General features: G+C 57.5%; 11 protein-coding genes. 5 read left to right on the plus strand and 6 right to left on the minus strand.

The window, feature by feature from the left end:
* The first annotated feature begins 340 nt into the window (after positions 1-340).
* Positions 341-1,243 (plus strand): glycosyltransferase, encoded by a 903-nt coding sequence (locus ACYG9R_RS28445; protein WP_023825228.1) that lies wholly within the window; start codon positions 341-343, stop codon positions 1,241-1,243.
* Between the two features lie 292 nt (positions 1,244-1,535).
* Here the strand turns inward: ACYG9R_RS28445 and ACYG9R_RS28450 are convergent, their stop codons facing one another.
* On the minus strand, positions 1,536-2,978 hold the full coding sequence (locus ACYG9R_RS28450; protein WP_023715468.1) for a hypothetical protein: 1,443 nt from the start codon (positions 2,976-2,978) through the stop codon (positions 1,536-1,538).
* A gap of 1,321 nt (positions 2,979-4,299) precedes the next feature.
* On the opposite strand from ACYG9R_RS28450, the gene ACYG9R_RS28455 reads away from it, so the two are divergent.
* A complete protein-coding gene (locus ACYG9R_RS28455; protein ID WP_352446911.1) occupies positions 4,300-5,058 on the plus strand; it encodes a response regulator transcription factor in 759 nt (252 codons plus the stop codon).
* A 492-nt stretch (positions 5,059-5,550) separates the two neighbouring features.
* Here ACYG9R_RS28455 and ACYG9R_RS28460 read toward each other — a convergent pair whose 3' ends face one another.
* Both ACYG9R_RS28460 and ACYG9R_RS28465 read right to left on the minus strand, forming a co-directional pair.
* Positions 5,551-6,990, minus strand: coding sequence for a DUF4214 domain-containing protein (locus tag ACYG9R_RS28460; protein WP_460221865.1), 1,440 nt, complete (start codon positions 6,988-6,990; stop codon positions 5,551-5,553).
* Positions 6,991-7,237: 247 nt separating this feature from the next.
* Positions 7,238-8,509 carry a glycosyltransferase family 4 protein gene (locus ACYG9R_RS28465; protein ID WP_023825223.1) on the minus strand — a complete coding sequence of 424 codons (1,272 nt, stop codon included), beginning with the start codon at positions 8,507-8,509 and terminating at the stop codon, positions 7,238-7,240.
* A gap of 190 nt (positions 8,510-8,699) precedes the next feature.
* On the opposite strand from ACYG9R_RS28465, the gene ACYG9R_RS28470 reads away from it, so the two are divergent.
* Positions 8,700-9,830: a glycosyltransferase family 4 protein gene (locus ACYG9R_RS28470; RefSeq protein WP_023825222.1), complete on the plus strand. Its 1,131-nt coding sequence runs from the start codon at positions 8,700-8,702 to the stop codon at positions 9,828-9,830.
* On the opposite strand, the gene ACYG9R_RS28475 is transcribed toward ACYG9R_RS28470, so the two are convergent.
* Entirely contained in the window at positions 9,823-11,055 is a 1,233-nt protein-coding gene (locus ACYG9R_RS28475) for a glycosyltransferase (RefSeq protein WP_023825221.1), read from the minus strand. The genes ACYG9R_RS28470 and ACYG9R_RS28475 overlap by 8 nt on opposite strands.
* Positions 11,056-11,301: 246 nt before the next feature.
* Between ACYG9R_RS28475 and ACYG9R_RS28480 the strand changes: the two genes are divergently transcribed.
* On the plus strand, positions 11,302-12,174 hold the full coding sequence (locus ACYG9R_RS28480; protein WP_023697344.1) for a glycosyltransferase family 2 protein: 873 nt from the start codon (positions 11,302-11,304) through the stop codon (positions 12,172-12,174).
* A gap of 14 nt (positions 12,175-12,188) precedes the next feature.
* On the plus strand, positions 12,189-13,502 hold the full coding sequence (locus tag ACYG9R_RS28485; RefSeq protein WP_031199985.1) for a polysaccharide biosynthesis/export family protein: 1,314 nt from the start codon (positions 12,189-12,191) through the stop codon (positions 13,500-13,502).
* 550 nt (positions 13,503-14,052) lie between these two features.
* On the opposite strand, the gene ACYG9R_RS28490 is transcribed toward ACYG9R_RS28485, so the two are convergent.
* Both ACYG9R_RS28490 and ACYG9R_RS28495 read right to left on the minus strand, forming a co-directional pair.
* Entirely contained in the window at positions 14,053-14,841 is a 789-nt protein-coding gene (locus ACYG9R_RS28490) for a sugar transferase (RefSeq protein ID WP_023697347.1), read from the minus strand.
* A gap of 126 nt (positions 14,842-14,967) precedes the next feature.
* Complete coding sequence (locus tag ACYG9R_RS28495) at positions 14,968-16,848, minus strand: GumC family protein (RefSeq protein ID WP_023825218.1); 1,881 nt, start codon at positions 16,846-16,848, stop codon at positions 14,968-14,970.
* Positions 16,849-16,894: the final 46 nt, after the last annotated feature.

Here is a 16,894-nt window from a genome sequence, read left to right on the forward strand (position 1 = left end):
CCATACTGAAACTTACGACGATTTTTTCCGTGGCATTGGATGAATGCCGTCAATGGGTTCGATACCCCTATCTGGAGAACGGTCGTTGGATATTGAAAAGCGGCAAGGTCCACGGAGGGCGGCGGGAAGAGTTGGATCGACTTGTTCCGAACCCTTCGGGGCTCTCGCCGTTGGTCGTCCACTCTTTGAAAACTCGTTATCGATATTGAACCGGACTGGTGCTTGGCATATCGCAAAGGACCTTTGCCAGGAGTTCGTACCACAGCACGCACGGGTTCGATATTGGAGACTTGGCGCGGTGGCTCCCGGAGGGCTGGCGCGCAAGATCGCGGCAAGGCTGATGATGCTGGAAATCAATTGGCTTAAGGATAGCCGATATTGCTTGATCGGCAGCAAAGCCGCTGATGGCTACAGCCGGGTTTTTCTCGATCCGCTCTTTGTGCTGAGGTCAGAGCTGGCTGAAAAAGATGTCGTGCTCTGCCATGACGTCGGCCCTTTGAGCCACAGCTTCCTCTATGACCCTGGAACCGTTGAGAATTACCGTGTCGCATATGAAAAAATCCGCAGACACAGGCCCGGGATTGTTTTCGTCAGCGATTGGTCGAAGGATAATTTCGTCTCCATCTATGGGTCAAATTTCCGATTCCTGATCACCATTCCGCTGTACGTGCGTACGGGCCTGTTTGATGGAGCCCTGGAATCCCTTCCTGCTGTCAAAGGGCCATTCTTCTTGACTGTCGGCGCCTTTGAAACACGCAAGAACCAGATCACGGCGCTTGAGGCATATCGAAACGGCGGGTTCTACAAGCAAGGTATCAAATACGTGCTTTGCGGCTCGCGAGGCGACGGCCGCGAGAAGATCATCGATCTTGCGAAATCGATACCAGGGACGGTGCTGCCGGGATATGTGCCGGACAGCCAGTTGCGATGGCTCTACGCGAACGCTGAGGCATTCGTTCTGCCGAGCCTTCTGGAAGGGTTTGGAATGCCCGCCTTGGAGGCGGCCCATATGGGCCTCTTACCGATCGTCTCCGAGAGAAGTGCATTGGTGGAAGCGGTGGAAGGAGTCTGCGTGCAAGTTCCTCCACACGACACGACTGCAATCGGACAGGCGATGCGGCAAGCGCTTTCACGCAGTTCGAGCGAAAAGGCACAGGCCAGCCGCGAACTGCGGGACGTTGCCTCGCGCGCTTCTAAACAGCGCTTCCTGCAGGGCTGGCGAAGCCTGCTGCTGGGCGGATAAAGCAGGCCGGACGTTTCGGTGAGGCGTGGGCACCTCGCCTCTGGAGTAGCTGCCAAAAGGGCAGGCCTCGCGATATCACAATCGCAAATTGCCCGCTGCCAACGCAAGCCTACATTTATCAGCTCGTCCTAGAGCCAAAGACACATGGCACTGCATACGGCTGCTGAGATCGCGCAAATATCACAAGGAGTCGGCGAAGCAGTGAATGGCTACGAAAGCAGTAGTCCAATTTTCCGGCATCGCTGGCAAAACAACTCGAGTGGCACTGGGCGTCGCGTAGCGTTCCGGTCGCCTAAGCGGCATCGATAGCAGGCATGGGCTGTGCCGCCTGATAGCGATTGTGTCTTTCAAATCCTGCTGCCATGCGTAAGGCGCTGACCCTGGTGGCGGAGACGACGGCGATTGCGATGCAGAAGATGGGGCCTGGGTCAGCGCTGCCGCCTGACACCGAGTTGGCAATTATGGCGGCGAAGGCGGCGTTCCTGATGCTCATTGCGACTGCAGCCGTCTCAGGCGTCACCCATTGTTGTACCCCGCCCAATCCCCTGGTCAGGACACCGAGCAGCATGGCCATCATCAGAGACCCAAAGAAGCCAAGCTGGGACAGAACCGCGATCGGCCAGCTCGATGCCCTGGAACTGCCGAAGCCCACGCCAAGGCCACTGGTGTCAACGAACGACTGCAGGCTCTTGAGGTTCCAATAGGTGCGCTCGTTGCCCGAGGCGGAAGCTGCCTTGTTGATGATGGTGCTGTTGATGAGCCTGACGAAGGGATCCAGCGCGTCGGCCCGGTAGAGGCTCACGCCCATAACAAGGGCCACGCCCAGCACCATCAGGACGGTTATCAATATCTCCTCCCGCTCGACTCGTCCCCTGAGAACTGATGCCAACATTGAGAGGGCGACCGGAATGCACAGCAGAGTGAGACCAACATAGGCGGTCGAGGACGTCGACAGGATGGTCAGGAAAAGCAGGATGGCCGACAGCCACTGGGCGAGACGGGACCTGGTCATTCTCCAGTATGTATAGGAGAATGCCAAGCAGGCCAGGGAGGCGCCGGCAAACGAAGAGGCCTCGGAAAAAGGTCCTGTGATGCGTGCGAAACCGGCCTCGTAGGCGTCACTTATGATCGCATAGTTGGCGGTTCTGATCGGGGCGAGTACGTCGCCCACGCCGGCATTTTTGCTGACGAAATCAATCAGCCCCATGCCAGCATGCAGGCCGCACCACAAAAAGAACCCACGGCGTAGCTGGTCTATCCTGTCAGAGTGCAGCAACAGGGTGCAAAGCGCGATGGTCGTGAGCCCACCGAGAATGAAATAGCCTGTCTGAGAGGTATTGCCTGAAACCGGAGCCAGCGAAGCTTCCACGACGGTGCCGCGGATTTTCGACTGGACAAAGACAGCCGTCTGCCCGGCGAAGAACCTTGGAAACAGCCACGCTCCAATAACTGCGTAAACCATAGCGCCCGCAAGAACCCAGACCGCGCGGATGCTCCCAAACACCTTTCCTAAGTCGATCCATATATGTCGTCTGGCAGCGACGGCAGCGACGAGCAGAGCCTCGAACATGGTGTAGATGAGCGGAGAAGACCCACCCAAAAAAGTCAGGGTCATAACGGCGGTAGCGCCGAATGCCTGGGAAGCAATCAGCCCAACTATCAGCATTCCTCGGGAATAGTATGCAATGATCAGAATGGCCGCGCACACCAGAAGACCCGGCAGAGAAACCTGCATTGCTGACTGAGCCTCTCTCCCTGTTGGTCATTCTAGCGTTCGATAGACGCTATCCGATGAGTGCATCATTCGACAGGTGCATAGCTTGGGCAAGAGAGCCAAACGGCGTAGTCCTGCTTTCCGCAGGAAGCCGTAGCCCCGAGCAGCGGCAGATCCCACGGCGCAAAGTTATTTTGCCCGTGAGCCTGATAAAATGGCTGCCAGCCTGGTGCCCAAATGTCGTGTTGGTTGCCTGCAGCTGGAGAAGCAAAGCGCGGCATAGGCCGACACGTCCGGGACCCTTCGACCCGCCGGCCGTTCCGATTCCGGCCTACCCCTTCCTGCAAACGGATAATTGGCAAACGCACCCTAAAGAACGCCTCGACGGCGCGAAACGTCACTCTTATACACAGGCCAGCGGGCAGGTTGTGCTTACAATCGTGAAATGACGTGTTAAGTTGGAGATTATTGGGTGCTCTTGGTGACGGGGTGGGTTCTCGAGAGTTCCATGAGGAGGATAAGCGGTATGACCGCCCGTGTTATACATGGCCCATTTGGCCCTAAGCAGATGATGCAACTCAGGGAGATTTACGAACGGGCGCGGGCTGTGACCGCCCAGTATCCCGAATCCCACGTTGCCAACAAAGCCGCCAAGAAGTTGATCGATGCCTTCGAAACCGTGACCTCCAGCGATGCAAGGGGTGGGCGGTGTCTGAGTGAGACGGATCCCCAGGGAAACGCCTGAGGTCCAAGCGTTAAGTCCAGGAGCATCTATCCGCCTGCCAGCCAAGCTGGCAGGCGGATTCTTGTTTGCTGTCCCGGCGCGCCGCTCCCATAAAACGATAGGGGAGCCACTGGGGCGGGCGAGTGGCTCCCCTATCCTGTCTTCGCTATATCCGCAGACAGACCGCGTAAGCCCGGGCAGACGCCGGCAAATCCATGTTCGTCTTGGCAACGTATCTCGTCAACGAAGCCTTTGGGGTAGTTTGCCACCGAGGAGTGTCTGCCCAGCTTCCGCCTATCGGATGAGCATGACAGCTCTGCCAATCTCGAACTGTTATTCAATGAAGTGAGCGTGTCGACCAGCCCCTGTTGGCCGCGCATCAGCGAGTTCTATGACGTGAGAAAAAAGTTCACCGAAAATTAACTTAGATTAGCACCCGCTTGTATAGCATAATCTACACAATTCCAGGTGGCATAGGGGGAAATGATGAGCGTCTAAGCTGGAGAGATCCGGCTAAGCCTTCACGGGTAGAACACTTCAAAAAATCCAGGAATTGTGAGGGGGTTATGGCGACCGCCAGAGGGTCGCTTTGTGTATAGGCAAAGTTGGGGTACTAGTATGGTTTCTGCAATCGGACTGCATAGTTTCGATTCGGCAAGTCAACGAGAAGCTGCTTTGAACAGTACGGGAAGGGGTAACGAACAAGCCGACAAAGAGTGCCTACTTATCCTGGACGGAAGGGCCCTGGACCGGGAATGTCTGGCATCAGCCCTTAAAGACCATGATCTCGGTATGGCCATTGCCGCCATGGGTGCGATCGAAGAATGGCGCATAAAGAAGGAGTCTTACCCTTCTCTGGCTGCCATTCTATTCAACCTTGGCGGGCGTAAATTAGCCGACCGCGGCATTGCAGATGAGATTAGATTAATCTCTTCAGAGTTCAGCTCTGTTCCGGTAATAATTTTGTCTGACACAGATGATCTCGGGCAAATACTAACAGCGCTTGAATGCGGTGCACGTGGGTACATCCCGACTTCAGTTGGTATTGATGTCTGTGTCGAAGCCGTCAATCTTGCAGCGGCTGGCGGCATCTTTGTACCGGCCAGCAGCGTTTTGTCCATGCGCCATCTGATCGATTCAGGCAGCCGCGACACGCGTCCGTTGACGACTATGTTCACGCATCGGCAAGCTGAAGTGGCTCAGGCGCTTCGGCGCGGCAAGGCGAACAAGATCATAGCCTACGAATTGAACCTGCGCGAAAGCACGGTGAAGGTGCACATCCGAAATATCATGAAAAAACTGAAGGCGACGAATAGGACGGAAGTCGCCTATAAGGTCAACGATCTTTTCGGGGAAGGCGCTCTCGCGCAAGAGTGAGTGGTTTCAGGCGGTGCGCCGAGGTCAACCCTCGGCGCACCGATGGTTTTCCTCCCCTTGGCGGTGGGTGGGAACCACCTGGAATCAGTTGTCATGCCCGATGCTGCAAATGATAGTTTTGCCAGGACGAGGCTCTGCTGGGTGCAGGACACTCCAGCCTCAACGAAAATCCTCCATGTCACTCAAGATTCCGCGATTACCAAAAAGGCTGCCAATGATTGCACCTATGGACGAATATCGTTCCCTCGGGGCTTCGTGCACGCCTGGCCGACCGTCTAAAGAGCGGTACACATCGGTTCCAATAGTAACAATGCGTGTGTCGCGGCCACCGCAACAAGCAATTTCGGGTCCAAGTCCGCGACGTGATGCATCTGTCTGATGATCTCGGCCTGGCATGTCGATCGCGGCAATCGACTTGCCGGCGCTTTTTGTGGCGGGAGGCGGAGCAATGGACTTGCAAATGCCGCCGCCATAACCAGCGTCTTGTCCTGCTTAGTAGGGCGCGGGCACATCCGAGGCGTTGCGCAGGGCAGCATGTCGGGACTTGAATTCGCTCGAGCTGACGATGCCAAGGGCAATGCTATCACGCGTCATTGATCCTGCCCGCAACTGACGGGAATAGGTTTCGATGCCGTAACTGTCTGCGGGGCGATCCAGCAGCATCAGGTAAAGAAAGCCGATATAGGCTCGGTCGGTAAGGCCAATCGTGGCATATTTGGCCTCGAATTCGTCGGAGCGGAACATTTCCATGATCACGGCAGTGAGCGTGGCGTCTCCGTTCTCGAGGGCTGGCGACCACCGATCCAACCCTGCGGCATCGCCATCATGGCCAAGGACGAGGCAATAGGCAAAATTTATCTGATGGACATAGGTGAACCGGCCGGCAAACTTTGCTTCAGGGGCGCAATCTCGGTGTGGCTTGGGCAAGGGCTGCGGGCCACGGGTAATGTCGCGAACAGCCATGTAGGCAGGCTTTGGTTCACCGGCTATCCATTTGCCGTTGTTGTTCTTGCTAAGTCGAACCAGCCCCATATTGGCTTCGAAGCTCGGCGCCCAGTAGGTCTCATCCAGCAACTCGTAGATGTGCGCCGCTTCGACTTTGTACGTATCCTGGAGTTCGCGAAGCCGTGTCATTGCCTGTTTGACGCCGTTGGCCTGCTGCCGCTCGCTGTGCTGACTTCCGTAGGGGTTGTTGAATTCGGTGACCCAGATGGGTTTGCCGTAGGCGGAAATCTCGTGGAAAGCCCATTCCGGATCTTCCCCGTACATGTGCCAGACCGAGATGTCCCAGGCGATTCCGTCCTGTTTCATCCGCGCGAAGGCGCCGGTATGGCCCCATCCAGCCGTACCCATTGCCTTTTTGATGCTCGGGTCAACTGCTGTCATGCCGTCGGACAGGCCCTTGAGGGCAGCGCTCACCTTCACCCAACGCGGACCGTAGTAGTCGAGCGCTCCGGTTCCACCTGCAGGCCCCCAGCTGCATGGATATTGTGATCCGTCATCGCGTTTCTCGCAGGGCTTTATGATGGCATAGATTTCCATCTCATTGCCGAGTTCCCAAACGCGGATATCGTTCTTGAACCTGCCCCCAAGGACGACCGCCAATTGCCGGGCCTGACTATAGAGTTCTTCCGGATCGTGCTTGTCCAGGTCCAGTCCCGGCGTGATCACGGGGAGTATTTCGATCCCTCTTTCTTTACCGGCCTTCACGACCCGAGCAAGGGTATCTCCTTGATCTGCGGCGGTGATGTTGACCCGGTATGATTTGAGACCGAGGTTCTTGACGAAATCGAGTTGTTTTTCGATCGGAACATCCGGGTAGGAAATCACCGGATGGCCGTTCACGCCCCAGAGCAAATCGGCGGATGCGGGCGCCGATGCTATCAGCAACAAAGCAGTCGCGGCTGCGAAACGAAACGACATGGCGATCATGCCTCCCTGCACGACGATCAATATTGGGATTGTCGGAACTGCGGGACACGGGAGCAATTGGTCAAAATGGATATGGGAAGCTTCGCGTTACCTCCTTTGGAGGCTACAACCTAGCCATCAAGCGGCATGACCATTGGAGTGCCGCTGCCCCGATTCAGCACCCGGATGAGCGGGGGGTGACTGCCGAGGATGACTCAAATTGATTGCGATGTGCGCTAACCAACGGGGTAACTGCGCTCGCGGTCAATTACCCGTAGACTTCCCCGAAATCGGCGTCGACCTGGATCATAAGCTCGAGATATTTCCAAGCGATCCAGCGCCAGGAATAGCTGCTCGCCCTGGTATGGCCCTTGCCAACCATTCGCTTGCGCATATCTGGGTCGACCGCTAGCTGGCGAACGTTTTCGATCCATGATTGGACGTCGTCCGGATCGGCATAGAGTGCGGAATCTCCGCAGATTTCAGGCAAACAGGGCGAAGTCGAGGCTATGACCGGGCAACCCGACGCCATAGCCTCGATAGCGGGCAACCCAAAGCCTTCGATCCGTGATGGAAACAGGAAGCAGAGGGCGCCTTCAAGCGCCTTTTTGAAGTCGTGATCGCTTATGCGCCCAAGAAGGATGATGTTCGCCGGCATTTTCGGGACGTGCCGCAAGACCGTGGTTTCGTCGATGTCACCCGGCATCCACAGATCGAGGCCCATCTCATCTAGAAACGATGCGAGCTTAGCGAGAAGCCCCATGTTCTTGTATTCTTGATCCCGCCGGCCGAGGCAAACGACATATGGCCTGCCCCGATTGACAGCCAAGGATGATATCGTCGCGTCCCACTTCTTAGCATGGTCGCTGCCGTTGTAGGTAACGACAATGTTCTCCTCGCGCGCTATGCCGAACGCGACCAAATGACTGCGGGAGAGTTGCGAAACCGTAGTGATCCGTGCAGCCCGCCTGCCCAGCAGCGGAAGGATCAGGCGGTGAGCCCAACGGAACCCTCGCCCGTAGCTCGACGGCATCAACCTTGTATGCATGTCGTGGATGCATGCGATCTGGCGTCTCAGCACGACCGGTGCGAGGTTGCAAAAGCTCACCAACCCTCCCGGCACATGCCAGGGCAACTGCGCCTGTACCCAGAACTGGGGAAGTCGAGGCCTGTTGAATTCGGGGACGACCCGCACCGCGATTGCCTTCAGATGAAGAGGCTCGGCAGGCTGGCGCGGCACCACGAGATCGATCTCAAGGTCGCGACCCAAGGGATGCCCTTCGGAAATAAGGGCGTCGAGAGCCATCGTCACCTCGTGGGCATAACGCGCTATCCCATTGCGTCGAAGCGTGGTGAAATCACCGTTTATCGTCCACCGGCGCTTTGGCGGCACTAAGTCCGCCAATGTCCGGCCCGGATGGCCAATCAGGTACTGCGAGCCTCGGGGAAGCGATCTTGCCACCACGGCGGCAACGCTGTGTCCGTTCAAATTCCCCGATTGCACCGCCGGCGCCGCATCGAACTCAGATTTGCCGATCATCACGTCCCCCGCCTTGCCGCCCCAACATCCAGACTAACACTCTCTGAACCGCAGCGACCCTCAAACGTTTGAGGTAGCTCCAACGCTCGCCCTCGCCTGCCTGGATGATGCTGCGCGCGTCCGCACGACCCAACGGCTGTGGTGACCCCACGCGCTGACGGTTTCAAACTAGGGACATGGAGAGGGTGACATGGCACGGCAGTGGACGATCAACGGGCGTTTCCTTTCCCAACCGACAACGGGCGTCCAGCGTTATGCCGGAGAGATCGTGCGTGCGCTGGATGCCCTGTTCGCCGAGCAGGCGCCGCTCACCCGTGGGCTGGAACTCAGGCTTCACTGCCCACCTGGCAGCTCAGACATCGCGATCAATTCCATCGAACGTTGCGAGATAGGCAGCAGGGGTGGGCACCTATGGGAGCAGACCCGGCTAGCCGCCTCTCTTCGGGGTGGCGGGCTCCTCAGCCTGTGCAATACCGGCCCGCTTCTGTCGCGCAAGCACATTGTCTGCATTCATGATGCAAATGTCTGGAATGCCCCACAGAGCTATTCACTTCGCTTCAGGACCTCCTACAAAGCGCTGCTACCCTGCCTCGGCAAGACTGCATGCAGCATTTCGACCGTTTCCAATTTTTCGCTAGGCGAGCTGGTTCGGCTGGGCATCGTTGCGGAGCAGAGGGCCTTCGTTGCCCCCAACGGTCATGAACATGTCCTCCGATGGAAGCCTGAACATTCGGCGGCGACACGATTGGCGGCCTCGCGTGAAACAATCGTCATGATCGGCGGCGCCGCACCTCACAAGAATGTGAAGCTCATTCTCGATATGGCCGAGCGCCTTGGCAAGGCCGGACTGAAGATCGCGGTCGTCGGCATGTCGGATTCGGACATTTTCAAAACGGGATCAGCCAGAGCTGAAGCCCAAAATATCCATTGGCTCGGACGCATTTCCGACAACGAGTTGGCTGCTTTGCTGATGGACTCGCTTTGCCTGGCCTTTCCTTCGCTAACTGAAGGCTTTGGTCTTCCGGTTGTCGAGGCAATGGCGCTGGGCTGTCCGGTCGTCGTGTCCGAACGCGCCAGCCTGCCCGAGGTCTGTAGGAACGCAGCTCTTTATGCCGCTGCCAACGACCCGCAGGCGTGGTTCGACCGTTTCATGGGGCTGCGCAATTCCAAGGCGCTACGCGTGCAGTTCATGAGGAAGGGAAAAGCCCGAGCCTTGGCATATAGCTGGAGAGCGAGCGCCTTGCGCTACCTGCAGGCGATGGCTCTTGCCGACGGTATCGATCCAGAGACCAGGATAGTCAGGTTACGTGAACTCACGTGATCGTGTGAAGTGCCTGGACCGCTCCGATCGAGTCCAGCATGGCGCGGTCGAAATTCTCTTCGGAAAAGCGCTGCGCGTTCCGAGCGCAGGCCCGCGGGGTGATGAGGTGGCTGTTTTCCTCGAACCGTTTGACCGCTTCCTTGAGGTGATCGATGGTCTGAGCCTTGAACAGCACCCCCGTCGGCTCGGAATTTGACCCCAGGCTGCGTGCAATATCGACCGCGCCGCCTCTCCCGAAAGCGATCAGCGGCGTCCCGCAGGCCTGCGCCTCGGCGAGCGCGATGCCGAAGTCCTCGCAACCCGCAAAGACCATCGCCTTCGCTCGGGCAAGCGTATCGATATAGTCCCTGCGAGGAAGGAATCCCGAGAATGTGACGTTAGGACCTGCCAGCGCCCGCAGGCTGGCCGATTGCTGTCCTTCGCCCACTATGACCAGCCGTCGCGACGGCATCTCGTTGAAGGCCCTGATCACGAGGTCGGTGCGCTTGTAGGGGGCCAGGAAGGACGCCGAGACGTAGTAATCGTCCTTGTCCTCGACACAGGGCAGTTCCTTCAGCGGGACCGGCGGGAAAACAACCTTTGCGTCACGTCCGTAGATGTGGCGGATCCGAGAACGGACATAGTTGGAATTCGCCAGCATCAGGTCTGGACCGTGCGCGGTTCTCGTATCCCAGGTCCTCAGACGGTGCAGCATATAGCGGTAGAGTATTCCCTTCGGACCGAAACCGAGCTTGCCCTGCTCAAGATACGAGAATTGCTCGTCCCAAGCATAGCGGACAGGGCTGTGCACATAACACAGATGCGGCTGATCAGGCCTTGTGATCACGCCACGAGAAAATGCGGCCGACGACGAGATCACAGCGTCATAGCCGGTCACGTCGAACTGCTCGATCAGAAACGGGCAAAAGAAGAAGAGAGACCGGTAGAATTTCCGCACCAGAGGGATCCGGTTGGCCGGAGAGGCATGAAATTCCACGTCGCGGAAGTATTGCTCCTTCACCTCGGCCGGGAGGAAATCGAAAAGTGTGAATACCTCTGCATTGGGAAGCTGCTTGCAGATTTGCGCCAGAACTCGCTCGCCGCCCCGGAAATTTGGGCACCAGTCGTGAACGACCGCTATCCTGGCATATCTGTCGAAGTCGGGCGCCGGGGCAGCCGGAAACTCCTCAATCGGCATTTCGACCTTGGCCGCGATGGCCAGGTCGGAAGAACGTTCATGGAGCATGGTTCTCCCCTTTCTTTTAAGCCCGAGTTTCCGTTTTGTGCGGGGACCATCGCAAGTTGTCCGATCGATCACCGACCGCTGCCGGCGCGTATGCGCCTACCGCTTATGGTCGTGACCCGCTTGCAGGAAGTACGTCAAAAGCTGGTACTCGATGAGGTAGGCCGCGTTGGTCGCGCCCACTTTTATTCAAGCTGTTTGAGCCATCGCGTCATAATATGGTCAGGGGGAGCGACGCCTGGACGAAACATGAAACTTGCGGTGATTATCCCAACCCTCGGCCGCAGCGAGCAAGTAGCTCGCCTGCTCGGATATTTGGGCAGCCAGAGAAGACTTCCCGACGAAGTCATATTGTCGGCACCCGACGCCACACACATCGACCTGCCGGACGGCTGCCCCTTCCCTGTGTCGAATGTGTTCGGTCCAAAAGGATTGGCTGCGCAACGCAACGCCGCTCTCGTGCCTTCATTGCGGCGCTTCGACATCATAACATTCTTCGACGACGATTTCGTTCCATCCACCCAGTACCTGGAGCAGATCGAGCAGGCTTTTGCCGGAAATCGCGGATGGGCGGTTGTGATGGGCAGGGTCGTCAGAGACGGCGCCACCAATGCTGGTCTCACCTGGGACGATGCAGAGGCTGCGCTGAGGGAAGCCGAGGGCCTAAAACCGAATGGAGCGTCCGTGGTCGACCATGTCGGTGCCTACGGATGCAATATGTCGCTCCGCTCCTCGCTGGTTGGCGATTTGCGCTTTGACGAGCGCCTGGTCCTCTACGGCTGGCAAGAAGACATCGACTTCACAAGTCAAATGCGATCCAGAGGCCGCGTCGTATGCGTGACGTCGATCACGGGCGTTCATCTCGGAATCAAAACGGGCCGCGTCAGCGGAAAGCGGTTCGGCTACTCCCAGGTCGTCAATGCGATCTACCTGATAAAGAAGGGGTCAGTTCCAGCCTCTTTCGCACTGCCCCTTATGTTCAGGAACATTGCGGCCAACCTCGCAAAGAGCCTTTGGCCCGAGCCATATGTCGATCGCAGAGGTCGTCTCAGCGGCAACGCGCTCGCGATCCTGCATATCGCCATGGGGCGCATCGAACCCGAATACATCCTGAAGATCTGACGACGGTGAAGACAATGCGGAAATGGCTTTCAACAGCGGCAGGGATTTCATTGGCGGCAGCCTCTGTCTGTCCGTATCCGGCATCAGCCGCGGAGTACCTGCTTGGGCCGCAGGACAAGGTCAGGCTCAAAGTCTACGAATGGCGCGCATCGCGTGATGTGATCTTCGAGTGGGCGGCTCTCAACGACAGTTTCACTGTCGGTGCCGACGGGACTCTCTTCCTGCCATTTGTCGGGCAGATACGCGCGGAGGGCACCGCTCCTGGGACTCTCGCCCGCGCCATAGGCGATCGGCTGATGCAGCAGATGGGACTCGGCCGCCAGCCGGATGTCGCCGTGGAGATTGCCCAGTACAGGCCGTTCTATGTGGTCGGCAACGTCAAGCAATCCGGAGAGTTTCCCTACAGGCCCGGCCTGACAGTGCTGCAGGCGCTTGGGGTCGCCGGCGGGTTGCCGATACGCGAGGATGATGTGTCTCGGCTTGGACGAGAGTTCATCACGGCCCGGGGCGATGTCGGGCTGCTGGCTCTGAACAATGTCAGCCTGCTCGCACGCAAAGCGCGGTTGGAGTCAGAGCTGGCCGGCAGTGACGACATCGCTTTCCCCCCTGAACTGAGGGACAGGGTTTCAAACGAAACCGTTGCCCTTGCAATGAACCAGGAACGCAAGATTTTCGATATCCGAAAGGATGCACTGGCGACCCAGCTCCGTTCACTGCGAGACCTCAAGGACTTCCTGCAACAGGAGCTGGCCTCGCTCGAGCAACAGCTGACTTTCCATGACAAACAGATCGAGCTCATCCAAAAGGAGCTCGCGGGTGTCTCGAATCTCGTGCAGAAGGGCCTTGCGGTTGCACCACGGGAACTTGCGCTGGAGGGGACTGTCGCCCAGATGCAGAGCGACAGATTAGCGGCCGAGACCTCGATGCTGCGTGTCAGGCAGGAGATGAGCAAGACAGACATCGAAATACTCAACCTTAGCAATCAGCGTTCCAGCGAGGTCGCCGAGGGCTTGCGCGAAACACAGCAGCAGCTCAACGAGGTGACCAGCAAATCCGACACCGCAGTGCAGTTGCTGAGCGAGACGCAGGTCGCTGTGCCCGCTCTGCTGGCGCTAAGGCAGAGTGCGGCGAGGGCCAAGCCGATCTTCACCATTGTGAGGCCGAAAGACACCGGCACGGAAGAACTTGCTGCCCAAGAGACAACCCTTGTCGAGCCGGGCGATACCATCAAGGTCGAAATCCCCCTGCCGCAGTCTGGCTTGGACAGCTTGCCTGCAGCGGATGCAAGCGTCCAGGCGGACACCACTGCTGTTGGAACTACGAACTGACCAGATCCGCTTGGCGCGAACCAGGCCAGCATCCTGGCTCCGTCGATGCTCACCAGGACCGCCACCTGTTGCAGGTGGGGTTGGATGGCTGGGGCGTTAGGCATGGGGCTGCGACCCAAAAATATGTGGCTCTACAAGTACCCCTTTGCAATACCGCAAACAGCATTCCGAAGCACCGTATCTAGCACTTGCCTTGCACTCCTAGGCCGCCTATCAGTTGGCGCACGGTGGGTCTCGGCCCCTGACGGAACTCCCCGCCGCGGAAAGCCAACTCCTTCTGCGGGTGCCACTGGAGATATCGGTGCTCACAAGCATACTGGCCGTATCGGTGGCAGGGATACTTCTGGGTCTACGCTTCAAGGCTGCCGCGCTGCTGGCAGCGACTGCAGTGCTTCTGATCGCAATCCTTGCCTGGAATAGCCTAGGCCTGTGGGGCCATGTGACTGGTGGCAAATCTCTGGTTTTGATATTTCTTTTGGCTTGCGCCTACCTCGCAGGCTTGTCTCTGTCGCACTACTGCAATCGAAACGAGAAGTGATCGTTCGACGTTTCAGGAGGCCCTGCCGACCCGCATGACCGCGACGATGGTCCTGAGCAAGATCACGATATCAAGCCAGATCGACCAGTTCCGCACATAGTGGCTGTCCAGCGCAACGCGGTTATTATAGTCCATGCTGCTTCTTCCACTCACCTGCCAAAGACCGGTGAGCCCCGGCCTTGCTGCGAGGTACTCTGCCTGATGCTCGCCATAACGCCTGAGTTCGTCCTCGACGATCGGCCTTGGGCCCACGCAACTCATGTCACCGCGCAGTATGTTGATGAGTTGGGGAAGCTCATCCAGGCTGGACTTGCGCAGCAGTCGCCCGAAAAGCGTAACGCGGGGATCGTTCCTGATCTTGTGGGTCTCTTCCCACTCCTTGCGTGCGTGGGCGTTGGACTCGAGATATGCCTTCAGAACCTCGTCCGAATTGGCGACCATCGAGCGAAATTTATAGCAATTGAATGAGCTTCCACCCAAGCCTACTCGCCTATGCGAGAATACGGCTGGACCGCCGGCCGTAACCTTGATCAACAGACCGACGACAATCATGACGGGCGCGGCCAAAACGAGCGCTGCGCCGGCTATGGCCAGATCCATGATCCGTTTGAGGAGGCCTCCAATCGGAGGGTTCGTCTTTCCGGTGAGGACACCCGGCAGCTCATTCAACACCGTTCCGGTGCTGGCGTAGTCACGCGCAGAAACAACATGCAGGATCGCCCTGCTTTCGATCGCGGCCGGCACAACGGGTTGGCTCCAAAGCGCCTCACCCTGGTGCTGCTTTTCGAAGGCGTTTGTCATGTGACGGTCGCTGTTTCTCGTTGATTAACTTCGACAGTCTTCCAAGGACGGAACGTGCCGGCAAGAAATGCAAAGGAGGTAGCGCGATACTCCAGGGGCTACCCCCTATCCTCACATATGATTGCTCTACACGCTTTGCCGGCTTCCGAAAGCGCTCTGCTTAGCGGCAACCCGACGGTGCTTGGACGTCATTACCCTCGCGTTCGCGAGAAGCACGCCAAGTATAGGCGTCCTGGAGGCCTGAAGTGTTCTCACGAGTTCCCGCAGTGCGTCGACGTGCGTCTTTCCCCACTCCGCAACCACCACGACACCGTCGAGCACGGATCCAACGACCAGGTCATCCGCCCCGGATTCAAGCGATGGCAGGTCAACGATGACGATATCATAAGCGGCCAACTCGTAGCCTGCCGCGTCCCCAGCAGTAACTTCAGAAAGGAAAACCTGCATGTTCCTTGGCACGAGCAGGTTCTTTGCATCCACGACGGAACTTGAAAGAACGTCGAACCGCCGCCCCAGAGCGCGTATGATATTGTGTCGAGCGGGATCCAGGCACTCGTTGCTCTGGACGTTTGAGTGCCCAATCAGTCTTGTGGTAATCGTCGACCTGCGAACATCAGCGTCAATCACCAACGTCTTTAGACCGGACATCGAATAGAGCGTGGCGAGGTTGCTGACTACGGAAGTCTTCTGACTGTTGTTCGAAACAGCGGTTAGTCCAAGAAACTTCACCGGATGGTTCGTTTCCGCCAAGCTGATTTCGGTTCGCGCTTTCCTTAGGCTCTGGCTGTATCGCGACCACGGATGCTTGGTCACTTCGTCGACGTTTCCGAATTCCCTGCGCCTGCTCGTGGGCGGTAGTTCTCCGACGCACTCTATTCCCAGATTATCGCGGACATGACGTGGCAATCGTATGGTCCAGTCGAACGAATGCCGCGCGAAGGAAAGGCCAATGCCGAGAATGAGCCCTGCGACGCCAGCGAAGACCAACACCAGCTTCGGTTTTGGAGCGCTTGGAAAAAGCGGCGGCGTCGCGGCAGTGATCACTCTTGCATCTGCAACCGGGTAGGATTGCTGGCTTACCGAATTGGTGTAAGCCTGCAGAAAGCTCTCATACATTTTCTGATAGGTGTCAGCAGTTACCTCGAGTTCTTCGAGAGTAGGTTCAGAATTAACGCCGCCACCGGCACTTGCACCACCTCCTACGCTATAATCGTGCCGAGAGCGAAATGCCTGCGCCCTTGCCATGGCCTCGTTCATCTGGGTGCGCAGCTGCTGAAGGCGTTTTTCCAACCATGCTCCACCTTCTCTTGCCGAATCGGCCTTGGTGTCGATCTGTTCATGCACGAAGGCGTCAGCCGTTGCATTCGCAATCTTGGCGGCGCCCTCCGGATCGGCGGAGGTGAAGGATATGTCTATCGCGTAGGAGACACCTACCCTTCGCACATCGAGGCCACTGAGGAAAATCAGCATGCTGAGACGGGACTTCTGGTAATCGGTCAGCTTTGCGGTCGACTCCGGAGCGCCTAAGCCGATATGCCCCCAGAGTGAGTTCAGCCGTGCGCTTTTCTCAAGCCCTAAAGCCTGCACCATTATATCTTTGAGTTTCCTGAATCTTTCCTGCAACATCGGTGTCTCGGGGCGATTGAAACTCGTATCCTCAATCAATTTCAACTGATCAATTACCATCGAAGCAATCTTTTCAGATTGCAGTACTGCGATCTGACTTTCAATTTGTGCGGTGTCCAATGACAGATTTACTTCACCGCCCTCCTGCAAATGTTGCGGTAGCTTCGGTTCGATCAATATCTGGGCGCTGGCTGTAAAAACCGGATCGGTGGTCAAATCGTAGAACCATGCGACCAGGAGTGCCGCGGCAAGGCAGGCCGTAATTGTTCCGACATAATGTCTCAAAAACCCGGTTATGTCCGAGAGGCCGACGAATTCCTGTCCGACATTGGCCTGCTGATTGGTTGCCAAAGGCCATTGGTTGGCGAACAAGCGGTTCATTCAAACGTCTCCGGCGGGCATGGGAGAGTCCTTCGTGCACGCCGCC

Source organism: Mesorhizobium sp. RSR565B (assembly GCF_054719465.1).